Raw genomic sequence first — 21,471 nt, forward strand, 5'->3', positions numbered from 1 at the left:
GTGTTCCACCTTCACTCGTCATCTTCGATGAGACGCAACGCTTGCGTCGGGCAGTACTGCACGGCGGCCTCGACCTCGGCTCGCCGGGATTCGTCGGGGTTGGCGTCGAGGATCTCCACATGGTCCATATGGGCGGCGAAGACCTCGGGGGCCTCGAGCTCGCACATGCCGTGCCCCTGGCACAGATCCAGATCGACCTCGACGCGCATCAGCGATCCTGACGCTTGCGGTAGGCAACGCGGCAGGGCTGCTGCAGCTGAACCACCATCTTCGAGTGGTCGTTCTGGTAACTCTCGGACGGCTGCAACATCTCGAACTCGTAGTTCTGGAACAGCACCGAGAAGATCGCCTTCAGCTGCATGATCGCGAACTGCGCACCGACACAACGGTGTCGGCCGGCGCCGAACGGAATCCAGGTCCAGCGGTTGACCAGATCCTCCTGCCGCGGCTTCTCGTACCGGTCGGGGTCGAAGGCGTCGGCATCCGGGAAGTCCTCGGGCAGACGGTTGGAGACCGCGGGCGACACCGCGATCGACTGACCGGCGGCGATCTCGTAGTCCTCGACATGGAAGTTTCTCTGCACCACGCGCATCAGGATGATCAGCGGCGGGTGCAGTCGCAGCGCCTCCTTCAGCGCGTTCTCGAGCTGCGGCATCTGCCGGGTGTGGGCAAAGGTGTACTCGGGACGTTCGCCGTCGGGGGTGTCGCCGTAGATCTCGTCGAGTTCGTCGTAGACGCGCTTCATGTAATCCGGGTTGCGCAGCAACTCGATCAGCGTCCAGGCCGCGGTGCCCGATGTGGTGTGATGGCCGGCGAACATCATCGAGATGAACATGCCGGTGACCGTGTTCGCGTCGAAGCCGACCTGGACGAGCACGTCCATCAGGTCGCGATCTTCTTTGTCCTGAGTCGGGTTCGCGATGCGCTCGTCCATCACGCCCTGGATGAACTCGACGAGCTCGGCGCGTGCCTCGTCGCGCTTGCGGAAGCTCTCGATGTCGGCGTTGTAGTCGACGTAGGCGATCGGGTCGGTGCCCTTCTCCAGGTCGTGGAAGAGGTGGGCGATGTGGGCGCTGAGACGCTCGCGGAACTTGCGTCCGATAAGGCACGCCGACGAGGTGTACAGCGTCAGTTCGGAGAAGAAGTCGAGCAGGTCGATCTCACCCTCGTCGCCCCACTCGGCGATGATGCGCTCCACCTCGTTGGGGATCGTCACCGCGTGCTGCTTCATGTGGGCGCCCTTGAGGGCCGAGTTGTGGATCGCCTTGGAGCGTTCCTCGGGACTCGCGTCGAAGACGACCCCCTCGCCGAACACCGGCGTCATGAACGGGTAGGCGGCCGCCTGGTCGAGGTCCTCCTCGGGGGCGCGGAAGAACTCCTCGTTCGCCGCGGCCCCGGACACCAACACCACCTCGCGGTCGGCGAGTTGGAACAGGCCGACGTCGCCGCATTCCTCCCGGACGCGCCAGAACAGCGAGATCGGGTCGGTGGCGAGCTCGTCGAGATGTCCGTGTTCGCCCTCGCCCCCGGAAACGCGAGGCGGCTTCTTCAGGCCTGATTCGGTGATCGCGGTCATCGATCGGTCCCCTTGTCCTTCGTCGACTGTGTGTCTTGCTGTGTCTTGCCGGAACTCCGGTCGCGGGAGACGGCCCCTTCGGCCTCCACCTCGACCGCGCGCATGTGGGCGCCGCGCGGCATGGTGACCATGGCCGCGACGGCGAGCGCGATGTGGCGCGGTTCGAGGAAGTTGCCGTGCCGCGCCAGACCGTGCTTGATCCAGTCGTTGAGCATGTCCTCGGTGGTCTTCGGGTCGAGATTCATGCCCATGCCGGTCAAGGTCTGTCCCGGCCGGACCACACCCGCACGCACGCCGGTGCCCTCGAGTTCGAGCTGGATGGTCGAGACCAGTCCGTCGATACCCGACTTCGCGGCCACATAGGCCGACGACCAGGGCCGCGGATGGAGCACGACATCGGAGCCGATGAATACGAAATCACCTCGCGCACGGTCGATCATGCCGCCGATGACCGCACGGTAGATGCGGTAGGCGCCGGTGAGGTGGATGTTGACCTGATCGGCGAAGTGCTCCGGGCTCGTCTCATAGGAGAGTCCGACCGCGAGGTCACCGGCACCGGCGACCACGATCTCGAGTTCACCCAGCGCGGCCTCCGCCTTCGCGACACAGTCGATGACCGACTGTTCGTCGGTCACGTCGAGCGGCACCGCAACCGCTTCGCCACCCGCGGCGATGATCTTGTCGGCCAACTCCTGCAGCTTCTCGACGCGCCGGGCCGCGAGGGCGACCGGATGGCCTGCGGCGGCGAGGTGTTCGGCGGTTGCCGCTCCGATTCCCGACGACGCTCCTGCGACCAGAACCGGTCGACGTTCGGGATGAGGACGAAAAGCCATCAGCGCACCGTCACTTTCACGGGGAGTTCGGCGAAGCCGCGCACGTTGACCGAGTGCACACGGACCGCCCTGTCGATGTCGATGTCGACCGAGCGGATCGACCGGATCACCTCGCCGAGACCGATGTTGGCCTCCAGGCGAGCGAGATGGGCGCCGAGGCAGAAGTGCGCGCCGAGGCCGAAGCTCATCAGCGCCTGCCCGTTGTCGCGACCGATGTCGTACTTGTCGGCGTCCGGACCGAAGACCTCTTCATCGCGGTTCGCCGAGCCGACGAGGAGGAGTACGCGGTCGCCGGCCGGGATCACGTAGTCCCCGTACGGTGCGTCCTCGACCACGCGACGCACGACGATCTGCGTCGAGTTGTCGTAGCGCAGCGTCTCCTCGGTCCACTGCGGGACCGCGAGTTCGGGGTCGGCGAACACCTTGGCGAGCTCGTCGGGATTGCGCCAGCCCCAATACAGGGCGTTGGCAAGCAGTTTGGTGGTCGTCTCGTTGCCCGCGACCACCATCAGCACCATGAAGCCGACGATCTCGTCCTCGGTGAGCTTGATCTTCTCCCCGGTCTCGTCGTCGTCGATCTCGGCCTCGATCAGGGCCGAGACCAGATCCTCGCCGGGATTCTTCCGCCGGTCGGCGATGAGTTCCGAGTAGTACTTGTGCAGTTCGATGTAGGCGTAGATCGCGGCCTCGGGGATGTCGAGGACGCCGTCCTCGCGATGCAGGAGCAGATCGGACTGGTGACGCAGATCCGTACGGTCGGCCTCGGGAACGCCCAGCAGCTCGGAGACCACATCCATCGGCAGGAGCGCGGCGAAGTCGTGGACGTAGTCGAACTCGCCCATGTCGAGGCACTTGCTCCAGTGCTGGTGCGTCAGCGCGGTGATCCGGCCGGTCAGGTCGTTGACACGGCGCGGCGTGAAGCCCTTCGACACGAGCTTGCGGATCCGCATGTGCTTGGGGTCGTCCATCGCGAGGAAGGACATCGACTTGTGCGCGTCGGGCCCGTACGCCGAGGGGTCCATCGACACGCCCCAGCTGTTCGAGAACCGTTGCACATCACGGAATCCCGCGCGGACGTCGGCGTGGTTGGCCAGGGCCCAGAAGTTCATCTCGGCGTTGTAGTAGACCGGCGACTCCCGGCGGAGCCGCGCATAGGTCGGATACGGATCCTCGTGAAAGTCGTAGGCATACGGGTCGAAGGGGAGCGCCCGCTCCATCCCCGGCACCGATGTCGTTTCGGTCATCACTTCTCCATCAGTAGATGTGCTGCGGCGACAAGACGTTCGGATGTCTGCTCATAGGTCATGTGCCCCATGCCGGCGTAGACGAGGCCGCCGGAGTAGATCATCTCCAGGGTGTCGAGCAATGGACCCGGATTCTCCGGGTCTTCCTCGAGCGCGGCCGCCAGACGCCGACGGATGAACGCGCCGATGCGAACGCGCAGATGCTCGACGTCGGGATCGGTTCCCAGCAGCGCAACGGTGACCGCGCCGCCGAGCTGCCCCTCTCCGGCGACGACGAGGGCGACCTCGCGAAGCACCTGGGCGACCCGCTCGGCCGGCGTGGCGGCCGGGTCGGGTTCGGAGACGCCCGCGGACAGCCGACGCCAGAAGACCTCGGCCACCAGGTGGCTCTTCGACGAGAAGTACGTGTACGCCGTGGCGGGTGCGACGCCCGCGAGCTTGGCCACCGAACGCACGGTGAGCCCGTCGAATCCCTCGGCGTTCAACACGTCGACCGCCGCGTCGGTGAGTCGCGCGACCGTCTCGGCCTGCTGCTGTGTCAGGCGGCGACGTGTGGATTCCTGGGACACGGGGCTGGACATGTGAGCCACGCTACACTAGGTTTGAACGCGAGTCCAGACACCTGTCCAGATGGAGTTCCAGCTCATGACCCTTCGCCCCGAATCCGCGTCGGACCTGTTGATCGACGGCAAACTCACCCCCGGCAGCGGTGGTGTCTTCGACGTCGTCAACCCGGCGACCGAGGAGGTCATCGGGCAGGCTGCCGAGGCCACCGCCGCCGACATGGACGCCGCGATCGCCGCCGCGCGCACCGCCTTCGACACCACCGACTGGTCGCGGGACCACGCCTTCCGTGCCCGCTGCCTTCGCCAGCTCCGCGACGCCCTGCTCGCCCACACCGACGAGTTCCGGGAGCTGACGATCGCCGAGGTCGGCTGCCCGTCGTTCCTCACCCACGGCCCGCAATTCGAGGGTCCCGTCACCGATCTCGGCTACTTCGCCGATCTCGCCGAGAGTTACGAGTGGACACGCGATCTCGGCACGGCCAAGCCGATGGGCATCAAGAACCATCGCGAGCTGCGGTCGGAAGCGATCGGCGTCGTCGGGGCGATCACCCCGTGGAACTTCCCGCACCAGATCAACTTCGCCAAGATCGGGCCGGCCCTCGCCGCCGGGTGCACCGTCGTCCTCAAACCCGCACCCGACACCCCGTGGTGCGCAGCACTGGTCGGCAAGGTCGTCGCCGAGGAGACCGACTTCCCGCCCGGCGTCCTGAACATCGTCACCTCCACCGACCACCGGCTCGGCGAGCAGCTGTCCACCGATCCCCGCGTCGACCTCGTCTCTTTCACCGGCTCCACCGCGACCGGCAAGAAGGTGATGGCCGCGGCGTCGGAGTCGTTGAAGAAGGTCTTCCTCGAGCTGGGCGGTAAGTCCGCGTTCATCGTGCTCGACGACGCCGACATCGGTTCGGCCTGCGCGATGGCCGCTTTCAACGTCGTCACCCACGCCGGTCAGGGCTGTGCGATCACCACGCGACTCGTGGTCCCGCGCACCAAGCTCGACGAGGCGATCACCGCGACCCGCGACGCATTGGCCGGTCTGCCGGCCGGTGACCCGACGAGTTCGGGCACGATCTGCGGGCCGCTGATCTCCGAGCGCCAGCGTCAACGCGTCGAGTCCTACATCGAGATCGCCAAGCAGGAAGGCGGCACGATCGAGATCGGCGGCGGCCGTCCGGCCGACAAATCCAGGGGCTTCTTCGTCGAACCGACGCTGATCTCCGGACTCGACAACTCGGCACGCGTCGCGCAGGAGGAGATCTTCGGTCCAGTCCTGGTGATCATCGCCCACGACGGCGACGACGACGCGATCCGCATCGCCAACGACTCCCCCTACGGACTGTCGGGCATGGTCTACGGCACCGACGAGAATCGGATCAACAAGGTGGTCAACGGTGTTCGCACCGGCACCATGGGCGTCAACGGCGGCATCTGGTATTCCGCCGACGTCCCGTTCGGCGGCTACAAACAGTCCGGCATCGGTCGCGAGATGGGCGTCGCCGGATTCGAGGAATACCTGGAGACCAAGGCCGTCGCGCGGCCCGCCTGACCCTTCGTGGCTCGCAAGCTCGCACCTCAGGGAGCGAGAAACACTCGCAAGCTCGCACCTCAGGGAGCAATACCAATACAGGAAGCAGGACAATGAGTTCCAAGCGTTTCGAGAACAAGACCATCATCGTGACCGGCGCCGCCGGCGGTATCGGTGAGGCCTACGCACGGGCACTGGCCGCCGAGGGCGCCAACGTCGTGGTCGCCGACCTCGCCGACGAGAAGGGCAAGCAGGTCGCCGCCGACATCGGTGGCCTGTACGTCAGCACCGATGTCGCCGACGAGGAGTCGGCGAAAGCTCTCGCCGCGGCGACTGTCGACGCCTACGGTTCGATCGACGGCCTGGTCAACAACGCTGCGATCTACGGCGGGATGAAGCTCGATTTCCTCATCACCGTGCCGTGGGACTACTACAAGAAGTTCATGAGCGTGAACCTCGACGGTGCGCTCAACGTGACCCGCGCGGTCTACCCGCACATGACCAACGGCGGCGGGGCGATCGTCAACCAGTCCTCCACCGCCGCATGGCTGTACAGCGGCTTCTACGGTCTGGCGAAGGTCGGCGTCAACGGCCTGACCCAGCAGCTCGCGACCGAACTCGGCGGCCAGAACATCCGCGTCAACGCGATCGCCCCCGGCCCCATCGACACCGAGGCCACCCGCACCACCACGCCCAAGGAGATGGTCGCCGACATCGTGAACCGTCTGCCGCTCAAGCGGTTCGGCACGCCGGAAGATCTCGTCGGGATGTGCCTGTTCCTGCTGTCCGAGGAGGCCGGCTGGATCACCGGGCAGATCTTCAACGTGGACGGCGGGCAGGTCATCCGGTCATGACAGAGGAGACCCCGATCCGGCTGGGGTACGTCGGCCTCGGCAACATCGGTGGCCCGATGGCCGGCAGCCTGGCCGCCTGGCCGGGCGGCCTCACGGTGTTCGACCTGTCGGAGGAGGCGATCGCCAAGGTCGTCGACAAGGGTGCGAAGGCGGCCGGTTCGCTCGCCGAACTCGCCTCCGCCGCCGACATCATCGGTATCTGCGTCCTGAACGACGAGCAGGTCCGGTCGGTGGTCACCGGTGCCGACGGACTCCTGTCGACGGCCCGCCCGGGCACCATCATCACCGTCCACTCGACCATCGGCCCGGACACCGCGATCGATCTCGCGAAGCAGTGCGCAGAACGCGATGTCATCCTTCTCGACGCCCCGATCTCCGGCGGCGCGATGGGCGCGGCGTCGGGACGGCTGGCGATCATGGTCGGCGGCCCGCGCGACGCCTACGAGAAGCTGAAGGAGCCCTTCCGGCTCACCTCGGACATGCTCGTGCACGCGGGAGCCGAGGTCGGCGCGGGCACCAAGATGAAGCTCGCCCGCAACCTCCTGCACTTCATCTCGTTCACCGCCACCACCGAAGCCGCGCGACTCGCCGAGGCCGCCGGGCTCGACATCACCAAGCTGGGCAGGGTCGTTCGGCACACCGACGCCATCACCGGCGGTGCCGGCGCCATCATGCTGCGCGAGACCACGGCGACACTCGACGCCGACGATCCGTGGTACGGCATCTTCACCGGCGTTCGTACACTGGGCGAGAAGGACCTGTCGTTGGCACTCGCACTCGCCGACGACCTCGGCGTCGATCTGCCCCTCGGCCAGATCGCACTCCGCGAGCTGGCCCCCGGGCTCGGTGTCCCCCACCTCGAAGGAGAAACCGCATGACCCGCTCCAACATCTCCGACGAAGCACCCGACGAGGTGCGCAAACGCGGCCTCAAGCGGATGTCCGAGGTCTACGGCTGGGAGATGAGCGACGGTCCAGGCGACTACTTCGCCCACACCGCCGACCAGGTGTTCGGCAACGTGTGGGCGCGCGAGGGCCTCTCCGACCGGGATCGGCGACTTTTACTGCTCGGTGCACTCGCGGCGAGCAACAACATCGACGTCGCCGAGATCCAGGCCGGTGCCGCACTCGGCAACGGCGAACTCACGCCCGAGCAGCTCGAGGAGATCAGCCTCTTCCTCTGCTACTACATCGGCTGGCCCCAGGGAACCAAAATGCACTTCATGTTCGGTGAGGTCATCAAGAAGCACCGGAAGCAGAAGTGAACCAGCAGATCACGTTTCGCCCCCTGACCGACGGCAAGGGTTCGTCGCTCCTGAGCGCCTCGCCGGTCCCCGACCTCGTGGCCGCCGGATACACCGACACCGAGTACGCGGCGTCGGGACTGGCCCGGCGGCTCGTCGGCGACGCGGACACGCCACCAGCCGAGTTCACGACGCGGCTCGTCGTCCGACGCCCCGCCGACGCGTCCGCGTTCAACGGCTGCGCCGTCGTGGAGTGGCTGAACGTGAGCAGCGGCAGCGATGCCGCACCGGAGTACTCGTATGTCGCCGCAGAGCTGGTGCGTGCCGGCTATGCCTGGGTGGGAGTGTCGGCGCAGTACGTCGGCATCGAGGGCGGCACCGGATCAGTGGGCGTCGCCACCGGTGAACCCCAGAGCCTCGCCGCCAAGGACCCCGATCGCTACGCAGGCCTGCATCATCCCGGTGATGCGTACTGCTACGACATCTTCCGTTCGATCGGCCTCGCGGTCCGCGGTGACCACTCCGGAGAGAGCCCGACCCCGGACCACCCGCTCGCCGGGCTCACCGTCGGCTCGGTGCTCGCGGTCGGCGAATCCCAGTCTGCGATGGCACTGACCACCTACGTCAATGCGGTTGCCGGAGATGGGGATTTCGACGGGTTCCTCATCCACAGTCGCGCTGCTGCAGGGCTTCCCGCGGGCGAGGTCGGTACCGGGATCGACGTGAGCACCGTGTTCAGCGGCGAACCCACCACGATCCGCACCGATCTCGACGCGCCGGTTCTCGTCGTCCAGACCGAGACCGATGTGCTGACCAACTTCCGCTACCACCTCGTGCGCCAACCGGACACCGGTCGTCTGCGGGCGTGGGAGATCGCCGGCACCTCGCATGCCGACCTGCATCAGATCGGTGACTTCGAGGAATTCCTCGGCTGCCCCGACCCGGTGAACCGCGGTCAGCAGCGCTTCGTGCTGCGCGCCGGCCTCCGCCACCTCCGTGCGTGGGCCGGCGGCGGGAATCCGCCACCCGCCGCCGACCCGTTGCGTCTCCGAGGCGTCACGACTCCCGAGCCCGAGTTCGAGGTCGACGACATCGGCAACGTTCTCGGCGGCGTCCGCACCCCCTGCGTCGACGCACCGACCCAGGTACTGAGCGGCGTTGTCTCCGAACCGATCTCCCGACTCTGTCTGCTGTTCGGGTCGACCCACCCGGTGCCGGAACATCTCCTCGCCGAACGCTACGGCACCCGCGACGAATACGAGAAGCACTACCGCGACGCCGCCGATGCGGCCATCGCCGCAGGATTCGTGCTCGTCGAAGACCGTGACGAACTGATCGCCGACGCGAACCCGGAGTCGGTGCCCGAGTAGCGCGCACCCCGTCACGGGAAACCGACTCAGAACGCCGCGCGCCGGCCTTCCGCCGCCGGGCCGGCGGGGCGGGCGGGTTCGCTGAGGAAACCGTCCGTCGCGTGCCGGATGCCGGTCGAGATGGCGTGACCGACATGGCTTCCGGGGTACCAGTGGATGCGACCGCCCCAGTGTTGGTGGAGTTGCTGTGCCGCCGACACCCAGGTCACGCGGTCGTTGAGAGCGGCGACGACCATCCGGCGATCGGGCGGCGCTATCGGTTGGACCCGCAGCGGGCTGATGACACTTGCGACTTCCCGCACCGACTCGTCGCGCATCAACGATGCGAGGTGCTCACCCTTGGGTCCGCCGCGGGACATGTGGTGGGCCAGCGTCGCGTGCATGTCCAGCATCGGCACCACCGCGAGAACGGTGGCGACGCGCGGGTCCATCGAGGCGACCAGCGCGGCGATCGGCCCACCCAGAGATGTCCCGGCGATGGCGATCTCGGCGGGGTCGTGCTGCTCGATCCAGCTGATCAACGACCGGATCTCGGCGACGGCGCGGATGGTGATGAGCGTGTTCACGAGGGGGTCGAAACCCGGGTAGGACACCTTCGTCACGCGCCGACCACCGTGTGCGGGCAGCACCGGGAAGGCGACGTCGTAGCCGAGCTTCTTGTGCAGGTGGGCCGCCCGGAAGGCGTACAGATCGTCCGGCCGCCCCTGCGCCGCGCCGTGTACCCAGATGAGCCATCGGGTACCGGCCCGGTTCTTGGTCATCACCCGGACCGACGAGATGCCGTCGGCATACGGGTCCAGGGACGCCACCGACGCCGGCAGCTTCGCGTCGACGGAGAAGTCGATGTGCTCGAACGACGTGGTACCGAAGACCTTGCGGTCGCGCGAGAGTATGCGGGGCAGACCCGGATCCCGATGAATCCCAGCGGGTCCGAGGCGTACGAACTCCTCGGCGACGTCGGCGCATCGCGCCACCATGTCCTCGACCGACTCCATCGGCGGAATGTCCCGGATCACGGAGTTGATCGCGATGAACATCTCGTCGATCGCGGTCTCCCCGATCTGCCGCGGTCCGCAGCCGGCCGCCGGGACACCCGTCTCCGGATTTCCCCGTCTCGCGGCCAACGAGCTGCCGATCGCGCGAGGCAGCACGCCCGCGAACAATCCCAGCCGGGCCCGCTCGGTCTCCCAGTCGATCAACTGGCCTCCTGTGCCATGGCGCCGATACCGAGAGCATCGGTCGCCTCGTCGACGGCCTCGACGACCCGGCGGAGAAACCCGGCCGGATCAGGCATGGATTCCGGTGTCGCGATGAGTCCCATGCTGAGCCGTCCGGCGTAACTGTAGGTCGTCAGGTTCACATCCGCGGGCGCAATGGCCAGTGCGAACGAGATCCAGTCGACCACTTCGATGTCACCGATCCAGCGCGTCGTCCGCGGGCCGGGCATGTTGGCGGTGGTGATGTTGTTCATCACCACCGGCATCTGATGGGCGGCCAGCCCGCGGAACTGCGGGCCGAGCCGGCCGGTGTAGGTGGCGAGCTTCTCGGTCAGTTCGAAACCGACCTCCCGACGACACGCGACGGTGGCTCCGCAGCTCTCGCCCGTCGCGACGATCCGTTCCACCGGATCGGCCAGGTCGGAGCGCAGATACGCCATGGCGGCGGCGATCTCGTTGCCGTGCACCCGATTCGACGCGAGGTCCTTGCAGACCCCGAAGATGGTCACGGAGTCACCGGGTTCCTCACCCCGGGCGAGGAGCTCGTTGCGGATCGCTCCGGCGATCACGCCGTGGAGCGCACCGTTCACCGTGGTGCCCGCGGCCAGCGCGATCCGCTGGACGTCTGCGAGTGCGATGTCGGCCGACGCACACACGCGGTCGGCCCCGCTGCGGGCGTTGAAGCTGGTGCGACGCACCGTCAGCGGCTTGGGGATCAGGTCACCGTTGGCCGCCTCGCGTCGCGCCCGCACCGCGCGCCGCCCCGCCGAGACCACGGACGGGAGTCGACGGACCAGGCGCCGCGACTCCGCGCGTGCCGCCTTCGTGAGGGTCCTCGTGTCCTGCTCGAGGGCCTCGGAGATGGGTGCCGGGTGAATCCGCTCGCCGGGTTCGGCGGTGGCCGCCATGAACGTGTTGAGCGCCGCCAGCCCATCGGCCACCGCGTGATGGACGCGGACCACGACAGCCTGACGACCGCCCTCCAGACCGTGGACCAGGGTGAGCCCCCAGAGCGGCCGTTCGCGGTCCAGCTGCCGCACGGCGAGTTCGGACAGCATCGCGTCGAGTTGGGCACGCCCTCCCGGAGCCGCGATCTCCATCTCATCGATGTGACGGGTGACGTCGAAGTCGTTGTCCTGCACCCAGAACGGGCGTGCAGAACATCCGGGAACCCAGCGCACCCGCTGGGTGGCGCGAGGGAACATCCCGAGGTAGCACGGGACCACATCGGCGATCTCGTCGAGTGTGAGCGGACGGCCCCGTCGGGTCGTGTCGAGCACCGCGACCTTCAGCGTGTGCATCGGATTCGACGGGGACTCCATATTGAGCATCAGTGCATCCGGACCGGTCATGCGCTCGGCGTCGTGCGGGGTGGCGTCGGTGCCGGCCAACAGCTCGGTGACGCGGAGTGTGTTACGTGCGTTCATCGTTCAGCTCACCTTTCGTTCCGGGGTGGCGGACTGCAGGTCGCGCTTGAGGATCTTGCCGGTGGCGTTGCGGGGCAGCTCGTCGAGGAAGTGGACGTCGCGGGGGACCTTGAACCCGGCCAGCTGTTCCTTGACGTGCTGCCGGATCTGGTCGGCGCCGATGAGGGTCTGCGGGGCGCGCACCACATAGGCGGCCAGGCGCTGACCGAACTTCTCGTCGTCGACGCCGATCACCACGACCTCGTGGACCTCGTCGAGGACTCCGATGACCTGCTCGACCTCGAGTGGGTAGACGTTTTCGCCACCGGACACGATCATCTCGTCGTCGCGGCCGACGACGAACAGGCGGCCGTTCTCGTCGATCCGTCCGACGTCGCCGGACACCATGTGCCCGTCGCTGAACGCCTTGGTGTCGGCGGTGGTGTAGCCGTCGAAACCGGAGTTGTTGGCGACCACGATGCGGCCGATCTCGCCGGTCGGCAGTTCGCGGTCGTCGTCGTCGAGGATGCGGACGCTGGTGCCCGTCAGCGGTCGTCCTGCGGTGTCCGGGGCGACGCGCAGGTCCTCAGGTGTGGCGGTACTGATCAGTCCGGCCTCGGTGGCGTTGTAGCTGTTGTAGACGACGTCGCCGAAACGGTCGAGGAAGGCGACCAGGGCGTCGGTGCGCATCCGTGAACCGCTCGCGGTGGCGAACCGCAGACTCGGCATCGGATGGGTGTCGAGGACCTCGTCGGGGAGATCCATGATGCGTTCGAGCATCACCGGCACGACGGCGAGTCCGGTCGCCTCGTGCTCGCGGACGAGGTCGAGGGTGGCCTCCGGGTCGAAGCGCCGACGCATGATCATCGTGCACGTCATGGTCGCCGAGATGGCCACCTGCCCGAAGCCCCAGGCATGGAAGATCGGTGCGGCGATGACCGTGGATTCGCCTGCGCGCCAAGGGATGCGGTCGAGCATCGCGGCCAGCGAGGCGATGTCTGTGCTGCCACCCCGGCGTGCACCCTTGGGGGCGCCGGTGGTACCCGAGGTCAGCAGCACGATGCGGCCGGCACGCTCGGGGCGAGCGGGGCGTCGGCCGAGGTTCGCGTCGATGAGCGAGTAGGTCGTGTCTCCGGACACCGGACTGGTCTCGGTCCAGGCGTGGACGCGACGGAGCTCCGGAAGACGGTCTGCCGCAGGGGCGATGACCGCCTCGAACTCGTCGTCGGCGATCAGGACGTCGGCGCCCTCGCGTTCGAGGACGTCGGCGAGCTGCGGTCCGGCGAAACCGGTGTTGAGCAGCACCGCGTCGGCGCCGAGACGCGATGTCGCGGCAAGGGACTCGATGAGGCCGCGGTGGTTGCGGCAGAGGATGGCGACGGTGTTCACCGAAGCGCCGGGGAGCTCGCGCAGTCCGACGGCCAGTGCGTCGCAGCGGGCGTCGAGCTCTCCCCACGTCAGCTCACCCGCCTCATCGACGAGGGCGAGCCCCTTCGGGGCGCGAGCTGCGGCGAGACCGATGCCGCTGACCGGGGAGGCGCCGCCGTGGCGCCGCAGGTTGAGACCCATCCGCATGTACCGGTCGAGTCGCAGTGAGCCGAGGAAGCCACTTCGGATGAGGGTGCGAACGAGCCACGTGTAGGTGGTGACGCGATCGCGGAGCTGGTTGATCATCGTCGATCTCCTTTGTTGTGGTCAGCCGAGAACCGGGAACCGGCGCTCGCGGGCGAGCCCGTCGAGGGCGTGCTGCATGCGCTTGCGGATCATCTGGTCCACCTCGTCGTGGTCGGGATTCGTCCCGAACTCGGCGGTGATGTCGATGGGGTCGAGGACCTCGGTGACGAGCTTCGAGGGCAACGGGATGTTGGGCGGGAAATGAGCGGTGAGCCCGAACGGGAAGCCGAAGGCGAATGGCGCACTGTCGATGCGCAGCAGCTTGTCCAGCTTGAGCAGTTTGGCGAGGGCGTCACCGCGGTTGAGGAAGAGCTGGGTCTCCTGGCCGCCGATGGTGACGATGGGGACGATCGGGACGCCCGCCTCGAGGGCCGTGCGGATGTAGCCGGTGCGACCGTGGAAGTCGATGGTCGCGGACTCGCTGGTGGGACGCAGCACCTCCCACTCACCGCCGGGGAACACGATGGTCGCGGCGCCCGCCTCGAGCGCGGCGACGGCGTTCTTGGGATGGGCCGGCAGGAAGCCGAACTTGCCGAAGACGTCCTTGCCCGCGCCGGTGAAGATCAGGTCGTGCGCGAGCGTGTACAGCGGCCGTTCGGCTCCGAACTCGTCGGCGAAGGCCACGCTGATCACCGGGACGTCGAAGGCCATCAGGCCACCGGAATGGTTGGAGACCAGCAGGACACCCCCGTCGGGGACCTTGTCCATGCCACGGACCTCGGACCGGAAGTACTTCTTGGCCACGAGTCTCAGGACGGGCAGGACCCGCTTGACCCAGGTCTCGTCGCGGGCGGTGAGGTCGAAGGTGCCGGCGCTCATCGTCGTAACTCCTGTGGTTGTGTCTCCGGGTGGCGGATCACCGCTCCTGACGTGTCACCTCGGGCTGGATGACCTGGTGGTCGATGTCCGCCAAAGCGGAAAACTAGAACACGTTCTAGTGTTGAATTAGAACACGTTCTAGTGCACGTCGCCAGTCGGCGTTACCTATGCCACACCTACTGATGGGTAGCCATATGCAGTTCATCCTCGAGGACATCGCCGAAGCCGAGGTCGAGCGCCGTCGCGGGGTCTACACACCCCTGACCGACACCGTCCGCGACCTGGTCGACGCGGTGATCAGGACCGAAGTCGGTGAGGACGCCCTCGCCGTCGCCCAGCGGAGGATCGCCGAGATCGTCGCCGATCTGCGGTCAGAGCAGATGGACGGGCCGTACGGGGTGCGGCACACGCGCGAGAACACCGGTATGGCCTGGGGAAACGCGGTCATCGGGGTACGCAACGCCCTCGCGCCGCCGCTGAACGTCGAACATGTCGACGACGGGGTGCGCTGTGAGTTCACCCTGGGCGCGGCCTACGAGGGCCCGCCGGGATGTGTGCACGGCGGTGTCTGCGCGATGCTTCTGGACCACCTCCTCGGCAACGCCGCCAGCTACGAGAGCGCCTGCTACACCGGGACCATCACCATCCGCTACCTCCGTCCGACCCGGCTGGGCGCGCTGACCGCGCGGGCCTGGGTCACCGAGCAGACCGGCCGCAAACGCATCGCGCGCGGCACCATCTCCGACGCCGAGGGTGTGACCTGTGAGGCCGAGGGCGTCTTCATCGTGCCGCGATCGGCGCTCGACGCCCCGCCGGTGCGCTGGTCGGCGGGCTGAGGCCATGAGGGCGGCGGTCACCTCGGCGGACGGATTCGAGATCGTGGAACTCCCCGATCCGACGCCCGGCCCCGGCGAACTCGTGCTCCGGGTCGCCGCGAACGGCATCTGCGGCTCCGATCTGTCGACCGCACCGTTCCTGCCCGCCGGCACCGTGATGGGTCACGAGTTCGCGGGTGAGGTCGCAGCGGTCGGCCCCGACGCGGCGCCGGGGTTCCGCGTCGGTGACCAGGTCGCGTCGATGCCTGTCCGAGGCTGCCACCGGTGTCGCGCCTGTCTGACCGGCGACGTCGCGCGGTGCCCGTCCGCGCGCACGCTCGGACTGGGTGTGTTGCCGGGCGCCTTGGCCGAGTACGTCGTCGTCGGTGCCGCCGAGAGCGTGCGCATCGACGGCATCGACCCGGTCGAAGGCGCACTGGTCGAACCCCTCGCGGTCGGCCTGCACGCCGTGACGCGCGCTGCGGTCGAATCCGGCGACCGCGTCCTCGTCCTCGGTGCCGGTCCGGTGGGGACAGCTGTGCTGCACTGGTTGTCGCGCGGGACCGCGGGCGAGGTCATCTGTTCCGACCCCTCCCCCGGTCGTCGCGCCGCGGCACTCGATGCCGGCGCGTCCGAGGTCCACACACCGGAGTCGGTGATCGAGCAGATCCGGGACGGATTCGACGTGGTGATCGAATGCGTCGGCAAACCCGGGATGATCGCCGCGGCTCTCGACGCGGTGAGCACGCACGGACGAATCGTCGTCGCCGGCGTGTGCCTGAGCGACGACCACTTCATGCCCGTCGCCGGTATCGTCAAGGAGGCGTCGATGGACTTCGTCTCCTACTACACGAAGGCCGAGTTCGACACCGCTGCCGGTGAACTGAACCGCGGCGCGGTGGGGTCGTCGACACTGGTCAGCGAGATCGTCGGGCTCGATGCGGTGCATCGTGTGTTCACCGAACTGTCGGCGCCCAACGACCATCGGAAGGTGCTGATCTCCCCCGCCGTCGGCTGACCGGCCGCCGTGCCCCAGGCCCGACGCCGGGCGTACCGTCGTACAGGTGAACAGTGCCGTTCCGGAGTCCCCAGTGCCGTTCAGTTCCCACGAGGCGGATCGCGTGCGCGCGGTCTGGCAGGACCTCGACCTCCCGGGCATCGTCGACGTCCACACGCATTTCATGCCACGTCCGGTGATGGACAAGGTGTGGGCCTACTTCGACTCCGCGGGCCCGCTCGTCGGACGCGAGTGGCCCATCACCTACCGCGCCGACGAAGACGTCCGGGTGTCGACACTGCGCGATTTCGGGATCCGCGCCTACTCGTCGCTCGTCTACCCACACAAGCCCGACATGGCGGAGTGGCTCAATGGCTGGGCCAACGATTTCGCCGCCCACCACGAGGACTGTCTGCACACCGCGACCTTCTACCCGGAGGAATCGGCCACCGCGTACGTATCCCGTGCCATCCAGGCCGGGACACGGGTGTTCAAGTCCCACATCCAGGTCGGCGACTACTCCCCCATGGATTCGCTGCTCGACGGCGTGTGGTCGCAGATCGCCGACACGCAGGTGCCGGTGATCATCCACTGCGGTTCGGGTCCCGCACCCGGAAACCACACCGGACCGGAACCGATTCGCGCTCTGCTGCACCGGTTCCCGTCGCTGCCGCTGATCATTGCGCACATGGGCATGCCCGAGTACGAGCCCTTCCTGGACTTCGCACTCGAATACCCGAACGTCCACCTCGACACCACGATGGCGTTCACCGACTTCGCCGAGGAGAACGCCCCGTTCCCCGCCGATCTGCGGTCACGCCTCGCCGACGCCGGGGACAAGATCCTCTTCGGTAGCGATTTCCCCAACATCCCCTACGGCTACACGCATGCCCTCGAGGTGATCACCGGCCTCGGCATGGACGACGACTGGTTGCGCAATGTGTTCTACCGCAACGGGGCTCGGTTGTTCGCGATCGAGCAGCACTGAACCGCAGACATGCGCTCCCCTGCGCCGATGCCGACCGCGTGTTAGAACACGTAGCGGGGTTTCATTCACTCGTACGATTTGTCCGAGTCTTGTCCCGGCAACCACGTAAAGTGCAACCGATCGGATTCCAGCCAGCGGCTCCGGGCCAGTTTCACCGCAATTGAAGAGGTCGATGATGACACGCGAACTGGCCCGCACCGGCCTCCCGATCATCTACAACCCGGGAGAGATGCATTCCTCGGCGAGGTCCGAGACCACGCGTGCCCCGAAGGCGTCGGAAACCACCGCCGCGGCGATCGTCTCCGACATCGTCAGTCTCGGCCTACGACGGGGCGACCGACTCCCTGCCGAGAGCGACATGCTCGCCAACTACTCGGTGAGCCGCGAGACGCTGCGTGAGGCGTTGCGCATCCTCGAGGTCCAGGGTCTGATCACGCTCAAGCGCGGTCCGGGTGGAGGCCCGTTCGTGAGCGCGCTCAATGCGTCCTACCTCGCGCGCACCGCGACCCTGTACTTCCACCTCGCCGGCGCGACGTACGACGAGGTCTTCGACACCTGGAAGATCCTCGAGCCGCAGCTGTCGGCCAAGGTCGCCCGGCTGGAGGACCGCAGATTGAAGGAGGCGGCCTTCGCGCGGTTCCTCGATTACGATGTCGAGGAGCATGAGGAGAGCGAGATCTTCAGCGACCTCAACAACTTTCACGCAGTGATCGCCGAACTCAGCGGCAACCGGGTGCTCACCCTGCTGACCCAAGCCATCGACCACATCGTCGTCGAACACGTGCTCGGAACGGGCCGCGACACCATCCCCGAGGACGACGCGATGAGCCACGACCACGCCGACATCGCCAAGGCGATCATCGCAGGCCGGCCGCGCAAGGCCGAGACGCTGATGCACGACCACATCAGCGAGGTCGTCGAACGGTTCCGGGAACGTCACCCGGAACGGTCCGACGAACTCGTCCAGTGGATGTGAGGTCTCAGAGCACCTGAGACAGAAAGGTGCGCAGGCGGTCCGACTTGGCGTCGTCGAAGACCTGCCCGGGTTCACCGGTCTCCACCACGGCGCCGTGGTCCATGAACAGGACGTTGTCACTCACGTTGCGCGCGAAGCCCATCTCGTGGGTGACGACGACCATCGTCATCCCCTCGGAGGCGAGGTCGGCCATGAGCGCGAGCACGCCCTTGACGAGCTCGGGGTCGAGGGCCGACGTCGCCTCGTCGAAGAACATGACCTCCGGCGTCATGGCGAGCGCCCGTGCGATGGCCACGCGCTGCTGCTGACCGCCCGACAGGCGCGCCGGCCGAACGTCGGCCTTCTGGGTCAGCCCGACGATCTCCAGCTGCTTCAGCGCGACCTCGCGGGCCTCGTCCTTGCTGAGCCCCTTGAGTTTCCGGGGGCCGAGCGCAACGTTCTCGACGACCGTCTTGTGCGGGAAGAGGTTGAAGTGCTGGAACACCATGCCGATTCGGCGGCGCAGCTCATCCGGGTTGTCCTCGAGGACGGACCGGCCGTCGAGCAGGATGTCTCCCTGGTCGGGCTCGTGCAGGCGGTTGAGCACCCGCAGCAGCGTCGACTTGCCCGACCCCGACGGTCCGATGACGGTCGTCGTCGTCCCGGCGTCGACCTGGATGTCGACGCCGCGCAGCACATGGTGCTTCGCGAACGACAGGTGTAGGTCGGTGCCGGTCAGCGACACCGCTTTTCGTGTGGTGGTGGTGGCAGGCATGGCCTATCCCTTCTCGACGGCGGTGACGGGCAACGGGTCATCGTGGACATCTGCGGGCCTGCCGGTACGGAGGCGACGGTCGATGTAGTTGACCAGGTGCGTCAGCGGGATCGTCAGGATGAGATACATGATGCCCGCGGCGACCAGCGGCGACAGGTTTCCGGTCTGCGCGTTGAGGTCTCGGCCGACGGCGAACAGTTCGCGCTGGCTGGCGAGCAGTCCGAGGAAGTAGACCAGGGAGCTGTCCTTGATGAGGCTGATGAACTGGTTCATCAGGGCCGGCAACACACGTCGCACACCCTGCGGTACCACCACCAATCGCATCGACTGCCGATAGCTGAAGCCGATCGCCCGGGACGCCTCGAGCTGACCGTCGTCGACGCTCTGGATGCCGGATCGGAAAATCTCGCCGATGTAGGCCGCCGCGAGGAGCGCCAGGGCGACCGCGCCGAGCCAGTACGGGTTGTTACCGGTGATCCCCTTGACCACCGGCCCGACGCCAAGGCCGACGATCAGGATGACGACCACCGCCGGCAGGCCGCGGAAGATGTCGGTGTACACCCGTGCGGGCCAGCGTAACCAGCGGGAACGGGAGATGCCGCAGATCGCCAGGATCATGCCCAGGATGGTGCCGAGCACACCGGACACGACCGAGAGGATCAGCGTGTTCACCAGACCGGTCTTGATCAGTTCCGGGAAGGACTTCTCGTACAGGTCCCAGTTGAAGAAGGTGTCACCGAGCTGCTGGAGCGTGCTCTTCGGCTTGGTGGCCTCGGTCGGGCCGGCCTTCTCGGCGTTCTCCGCGGCGATCGCGGCGATGTCGGAGAGTTCGGGTGCCGGCGCGGCCTTGCTGCCCGGCTTCCAGCCCGCCGGCAGTTCTCGCGGCACCCAGTCCTCGTACAGCTTCGCGTAGGTGCCGTCGGCGATGATGGCGTCGAGTCCGGAGTTCAACGCCTCGACGAGATTGGGCTTGTTCTTGCCGACCGCCCACGCGACGAAGTTGTTGACGCTGAAGGTGTTCTCGACGATCGCGGTGCCGTCACCCTCGCGGACAGCTCCTTCCGCCTGCTGCGACGGCGCGACCCACGCGTCGACCTGACCGCTCTTGAGGTTCGCGTAAGCCGTTGCATAGTCCGGGAACTTGACCGGGTCGAGGCCGAGGGTGTTGATCACGTAGTCGTCCTGCACGGTGCCCTGTACGACGGCGATACGCGTGGAGTCCGACAGGTCGCCGAATCCCTTGATCGAACCGCCCTCGGGCGCGACGAGCGAGAAGTAGCCGAAGTCGTAGCCGTTGGTGAAGTCGACGGTCTTACGACGGTCGTCGGTGGTGGTGATCGACGACGACCCGACGTCGAACCGGTTGTTGGCGACCTGCGAGAGCAGACCCGCGAACTCGGTGCCGTTGAACTCGATCTGCAGACCCAGCTTCGCGGCGACGGCCTTCAGGAGTTCGTTGTCGAAGCCGGTGAAGTCTCCGGCGCTGTTCACGCAGATGCTGGGCCCGGCGTCGGAGAGGGTGCCGACGGAGAGCTTTCCCGGCGCGAGCAACTCGAGCGCATTCAGGTCGAGCTGGTCGATCTGCGTGGTGTTCGGGGTGGTGTCCTCCCCGCCCTGTTCCGCCGCGGCCAGATTGACCGGCGCGGCCGACGCGGACGCGAGCCCGGCCGGCGCACAGCTGTCGTCAGGTGCGGCCTGCGCGCGGGGCGCAGGTCCGCCGAGGATGGCCAGCATGCCGACGATGGCGGCGGTCAGCGCGAGTGCGAGGAGGCGAACCACGCGCGGAGCGGCTTGATGAGCGCGGTGAGATCGGTGGTTGGACACCACTCGGACCCTAGCCCGACCCCGCGGTCACGTCCCAAATTTTTGCTCACCGGTGAGCCTAACCCCGGTGAGCTGGGGTTATTTTGAATCGCCAGGTTTGGCGGCGGCACGGATCAGCGATATGTATCGCTCAGCGAAACCTATTGCTGACTGACCCGCTACGGGTTCGGGCGTCTCAGACTCCAGCGCCCGACCAGCCCGGGAACGACGGGCCTGGAGATGTCAGGTCGCCCATGTCACCGCAAATACTCGGGTCGGGCATCGGTTCCCTCCCCCACTCGTCGGGACCCGACGGCGGCGCCCACGAATCCGTGTACTCCGAGACCCACCAATCTCCGAATACGTCATACCCGGGAAACAGCTTGGGACCGGGCCGGCTTTCAGGCGGCGACTCGCCCTCGCGATGAAACGTCAAGCGCTCGACCGCCACAAACCTGTCGCGGGCATCAGGGACATCCTGCGAATCGAAGTAGGGCGGAAAGGCCGCTTCATCGGTACTCACCTGCCCGGTTGTGCACACAAGCGCGACAGCAGAGTTGTCGCCGATGTCACGGATATTGGCAATCTTATAGATCTCATCCACCGTCTGGTAGTCGTTGCTGCCCAGAGGCGGCATCCAATCCTTCCGGCTGGGAATCGCATCTTTGATGCCTGGAAACTCACCCTCAACATCCCAATCGAAGAGCAGAAGGGTTTCTCCTTCGATGACCCCTCGAATGAACGTCCCAGTCGGTGATGACAGGTCAACAGCCCCGTCCTCACGCCAGCGCATTCTCCACTGCAGACGGTC

The 21,471-nt window shown here is 67.0% G+C and carries 21 protein-coding genes; 9 read left to right on the forward strand and 12 right to left on the reverse strand.

Features of this window, described 5'->3' with window-relative positions; all coding sequences use genetic code 11:
- Positions 1-11: 11 nt before the first annotated feature.
- Genes PWF70_RS19280 through PWF70_RS19300 form a run of 5 tightly spaced genes read right to left on the reverse strand, consistent with a single transcriptional unit; the run spans position 12 to position 4,234 of the window.
- Positions 12-209 (reverse strand): ferredoxin, encoded by a 198-nt coding sequence (locus tag PWF70_RS19280; RefSeq protein WP_006360309.1) that lies wholly within the window; start codon positions 207-209, stop codon positions 12-14.
- Positions 209-1,576 carry a cytochrome P450 gene (locus tag PWF70_RS19285; protein ID WP_006360310.1) on the reverse strand — a complete coding sequence of 456 codons (1,368 nt, stop codon included), beginning with the start codon at positions 1,574-1,576 and terminating at the stop codon, positions 209-211. Before PWF70_RS19285 ends, PWF70_RS19280 begins: the two co-directional genes overlap by 1 nt.
- A complete protein-coding gene (locus tag PWF70_RS19290; protein WP_006360311.1) occupies positions 1,573-2,409 on the reverse strand; it encodes an SDR family oxidoreductase in 837 nt (278 codons plus the stop codon). Before PWF70_RS19290 ends, PWF70_RS19285 begins: the two co-directional genes overlap by 4 nt.
- Positions 2,409-3,653: a cytochrome P450 gene (locus PWF70_RS19295; protein WP_006360312.1), complete on the reverse strand. Its 1,245-nt coding sequence runs from the start codon at positions 3,651-3,653 to the stop codon at positions 2,409-2,411. Before PWF70_RS19295 ends, PWF70_RS19290 begins: the two co-directional genes overlap by 1 nt.
- Entirely contained in the window at positions 3,653-4,234 is a 582-nt protein-coding gene (locus PWF70_RS19300; RefSeq protein WP_006360313.1) for a TetR/AcrR family transcriptional regulator, read from the reverse strand. Before PWF70_RS19300 ends, PWF70_RS19295 begins: the two co-directional genes overlap by 1 nt.
- A 64-nt stretch (positions 4,235-4,298) precedes the next feature.
- Here PWF70_RS19300 and PWF70_RS19305 point away from each other — a divergent pair, with 64 nt between their 5' ends.
- The 5 genes from PWF70_RS19305 to PWF70_RS19325 all read left to right on the forward strand — a co-directional run bounded on the left by PWF70_RS19305 (position 4,299) and on the right by PWF70_RS19325 (position 9,211).
- Positions 4,299-5,765 carry an aldehyde dehydrogenase gene (locus PWF70_RS19305; protein ID WP_035753614.1) on the forward strand — a complete coding sequence of 489 codons (1,467 nt, stop codon included), beginning with the start codon at positions 4,299-4,301 and terminating at the stop codon, positions 5,763-5,765.
- Between the two features lie 92 nt (positions 5,766-5,857).
- Complete coding sequence (locus tag PWF70_RS19310; protein ID WP_006360315.1) at positions 5,858-6,598, forward strand: SDR family oxidoreductase; 741 nt, start codon at positions 5,858-5,860, stop codon at positions 6,596-6,598.
- Positions 6,595-7,476 (forward strand): NAD(P)-dependent oxidoreductase, encoded by an 882-nt coding sequence (locus tag PWF70_RS19315; RefSeq protein ID WP_006360316.1) that lies wholly within the window; start codon positions 6,595-6,597, stop codon positions 7,474-7,476. Before PWF70_RS19310 ends, PWF70_RS19315 begins: the two co-directional genes overlap by 4 nt.
- Complete coding sequence (locus PWF70_RS19320) at positions 7,473-7,862, forward strand: carboxymuconolactone decarboxylase family protein (protein WP_035753484.1); 390 nt, start codon at positions 7,473-7,475, stop codon at positions 7,860-7,862. Before PWF70_RS19315 ends, PWF70_RS19320 begins: the two co-directional genes overlap by 4 nt.
- Entirely contained in the window at positions 7,859-9,211 is a 1,353-nt protein-coding gene (locus tag PWF70_RS19325; protein WP_286352734.1) for an alpha/beta hydrolase domain-containing protein, read from the forward strand. The genes PWF70_RS19320 and PWF70_RS19325 overlap by 4 nt, the downstream gene beginning before the upstream one ends.
- A 26-nt stretch (positions 9,212-9,237) precedes the next feature.
- Here the strand turns inward: PWF70_RS19325 and PWF70_RS19330 are convergent, their stop codons facing one another.
- Genes PWF70_RS19330 through PWF70_RS19345 form a run of 4 tightly spaced genes read right to left on the reverse strand, consistent with a single transcriptional unit; the run spans position 9,238 to position 14,327 of the window.
- Positions 9,238-10,410, reverse strand: a complete 1,173-nt coding sequence (locus PWF70_RS19330) for an alpha/beta hydrolase family protein (RefSeq protein ID WP_035753474.1) — start codon at positions 10,408-10,410, stop codon at positions 9,238-9,240.
- Entirely contained in the window at positions 10,407-11,855 is a 1,449-nt protein-coding gene (locus PWF70_RS19335; RefSeq protein WP_155225511.1) for a wax ester/triacylglycerol synthase domain-containing protein, read from the reverse strand. Before PWF70_RS19335 ends, PWF70_RS19330 begins: the two co-directional genes overlap by 4 nt.
- A 3-nt stretch (positions 11,856-11,858) precedes the next feature.
- On the reverse strand, positions 11,859-13,508 hold the full coding sequence (locus PWF70_RS19340) for an AMP-binding protein (protein WP_035753472.1): 1,650 nt from the start codon (positions 13,506-13,508) through the stop codon (positions 11,859-11,861).
- A gap of 21 nt (positions 13,509-13,529) precedes the next feature.
- The gene (locus PWF70_RS19345) at positions 13,530-14,327 is read right to left on the reverse strand and encodes a 1-acyl-sn-glycerol-3-phosphate acyltransferase (protein WP_035753469.1); all 798 of its coding nucleotides are present in this window, start codon (positions 14,325-14,327) and stop codon (positions 13,530-13,532) included.
- Between the two features lie 194 nt (positions 14,328-14,521).
- Here PWF70_RS19345 and PWF70_RS19350 point away from each other — a divergent pair, with 194 nt between their 5' ends.
- The 4 genes from PWF70_RS19350 (at position 14,522) to PWF70_RS19365 (ending at position 18,103) form a co-directional block, all read left to right on the forward strand.
- Complete coding sequence (locus PWF70_RS19350) at positions 14,522-15,163, forward strand: PaaI family thioesterase (RefSeq protein ID WP_035753467.1); 642 nt, start codon at positions 14,522-14,524, stop codon at positions 15,161-15,163.
- A 4-nt stretch (positions 15,164-15,167) separates the two neighbouring features.
- Positions 15,168-16,160: an alcohol dehydrogenase catalytic domain-containing protein gene (locus tag PWF70_RS19355; RefSeq protein ID WP_035753466.1), complete on the forward strand. Its 993-nt coding sequence runs from the start codon at positions 15,168-15,170 to the stop codon at positions 16,158-16,160.
- Between the two features lie 46 nt (positions 16,161-16,206).
- A complete protein-coding gene (locus PWF70_RS19360; RefSeq protein ID WP_035753463.1) occupies positions 16,207-17,127 on the forward strand; it encodes an amidohydrolase family protein in 921 nt (306 codons plus the stop codon).
- A 175-nt stretch (positions 17,128-17,302) separates the two neighbouring features.
- Positions 17,303-18,103 carry a FadR/GntR family transcriptional regulator gene (locus PWF70_RS19365; RefSeq protein WP_006360326.1) on the forward strand — a complete coding sequence of 267 codons (801 nt, stop codon included), beginning with the start codon at positions 17,303-17,305 and terminating at the stop codon, positions 18,101-18,103.
- A 4-nt stretch (positions 18,104-18,107) separates the two neighbouring features.
- Here the strand turns inward: PWF70_RS19365 and PWF70_RS19370 are convergent, their stop codons facing one another.
- The 3 genes from PWF70_RS19370 to PWF70_RS19380 form a co-directional block, all read right to left on the reverse strand.
- On the reverse strand, positions 18,108-18,857 hold the full coding sequence (locus tag PWF70_RS19370) for an amino acid ABC transporter ATP-binding protein (RefSeq protein WP_006360327.1): 750 nt from the start codon (positions 18,855-18,857) through the stop codon (positions 18,108-18,110).
- A gap of 3 nt (positions 18,858-18,860) precedes the next feature.
- The gene (locus PWF70_RS19375) at positions 18,861-20,591 is read right to left on the reverse strand and encodes an ABC transporter substrate-binding protein/permease (protein WP_286352987.1); all 1,731 of its coding nucleotides are present in this window, start codon (positions 20,589-20,591) and stop codon (positions 18,861-18,863) included.
- 265 nt (positions 20,592-20,856) lie between these two features.
- On the reverse strand, positions 20,857-21,453 hold the full coding sequence (locus tag PWF70_RS19380; RefSeq protein ID WP_230461834.1) for a hypothetical protein: 597 nt from the start codon (positions 21,451-21,453) through the stop codon (positions 20,857-20,859).
- Positions 21,454-21,471 lie beyond the last annotated feature (18 nt).

Origin of the sequence: Gordonia sp. Swx-4 (assembly GCF_030316175.1) — a bacterium.
GTDB lineage: Bacteria > Actinomycetota > Actinomycetes > Mycobacteriales > Mycobacteriaceae > Gordonia > Gordonia alkanivorans.

Coding starts and splice junctions, on each gene's coding strand:
- PWF70_RS19370 (WP_006360327.1), bottom strand. CDS start 18,857: ATGCCTGCCACCACCACCACACGAAAAGCGGTGTCGCTGACCGGCACC.
- PWF70_RS19295 (WP_006360312.1), bottom strand. CDS start 3,653: ATGACCGAAACGACATCGGTGCCGGGGATGGAGCGGGCGCTCCCCTTC.
- PWF70_RS19315 (WP_006360316.1), top strand. CDS start 6,595: ATGACAGAGGAGACCCCGATCCGGCTGGGGTACGTCGGCCTCGGCAAC.
- PWF70_RS19300 (WP_006360313.1), bottom strand. CDS start 4,234: ATGTCCAGCCCCGTGTCCCAGGAATCCACACGTCGCCGCCTGACACAG.
- PWF70_RS19365 (WP_006360326.1), top strand. CDS start 17,303: ATGACACGCGAACTGGCCCGCACCGGCCTCCCGATCATCTACAACCCG.
- PWF70_RS19320 (WP_035753484.1), top strand. CDS start 7,473: ATGACCCGCTCCAACATCTCCGACGAAGCACCCGACGAGGTGCGCAAA.
- PWF70_RS19350 (WP_035753467.1), top strand. CDS start 14,522: ATGCAGTTCATCCTCGAGGACATCGCCGAAGCCGAGGTCGAGCGCCGT.
- PWF70_RS19355 (WP_035753466.1), top strand. CDS start 15,168: ATGAGGGCGGCGGTCACCTCGGCGGACGGATTCGAGATCGTGGAACTC.
- PWF70_RS19285 (WP_006360310.1), bottom strand. CDS start 1,576: ATGACCGCGATCACCGAATCAGGCCTGAAGAAGCCGCCTCGCGTTTCC.
- PWF70_RS19290 (WP_006360311.1), bottom strand. CDS start 2,409: ATGGCTTTTCGTCCTCATCCCGAACGTCGACCGGTTCTGGTCGCAGGA.
- PWF70_RS19280 (WP_006360309.1), bottom strand. CDS start 209: ATGCGCGTCGAGGTCGATCTGGATCTGTGCCAGGGGCACGGCATGTGC.
- PWF70_RS19305 (WP_035753614.1), top strand. CDS start 4,299: ATGACCCTTCGCCCCGAATCCGCGTCGGACCTGTTGATCGACGGCAAA.
- PWF70_RS19380 (WP_230461834.1), bottom strand. CDS start 21,453: ATGCGCTGGCGTGAGGACGGGGCTGTTGACCTGTCATCACCGACTGGG.
- PWF70_RS19375 (WP_286352987.1), bottom strand. CDS start 20,591: ATGCTGGCCATCCTCGGCGGACCTGCGCCCCGCGCGCAGGCCGCACCT.
- PWF70_RS19335 (WP_155225511.1), bottom strand. CDS start 11,855: ATGAACGCACGTAACACACTCCGCGTCACCGAGCTGTTGGCCGGCACC.
- PWF70_RS19340 (WP_035753472.1), bottom strand. CDS start 13,508: ATGATCAACCAGCTCCGCGATCGCGTCACCACCTACACGTGGCTCGTT.
- PWF70_RS19345 (WP_035753469.1), bottom strand. CDS start 14,327: ATGAGCGCCGGCACCTTCGACCTCACCGCCCGCGACGAGACCTGGGTC.
- PWF70_RS19310 (WP_006360315.1), top strand. CDS start 5,858: ATGAGTTCCAAGCGTTTCGAGAACAAGACCATCATCGTGACCGGCGCC.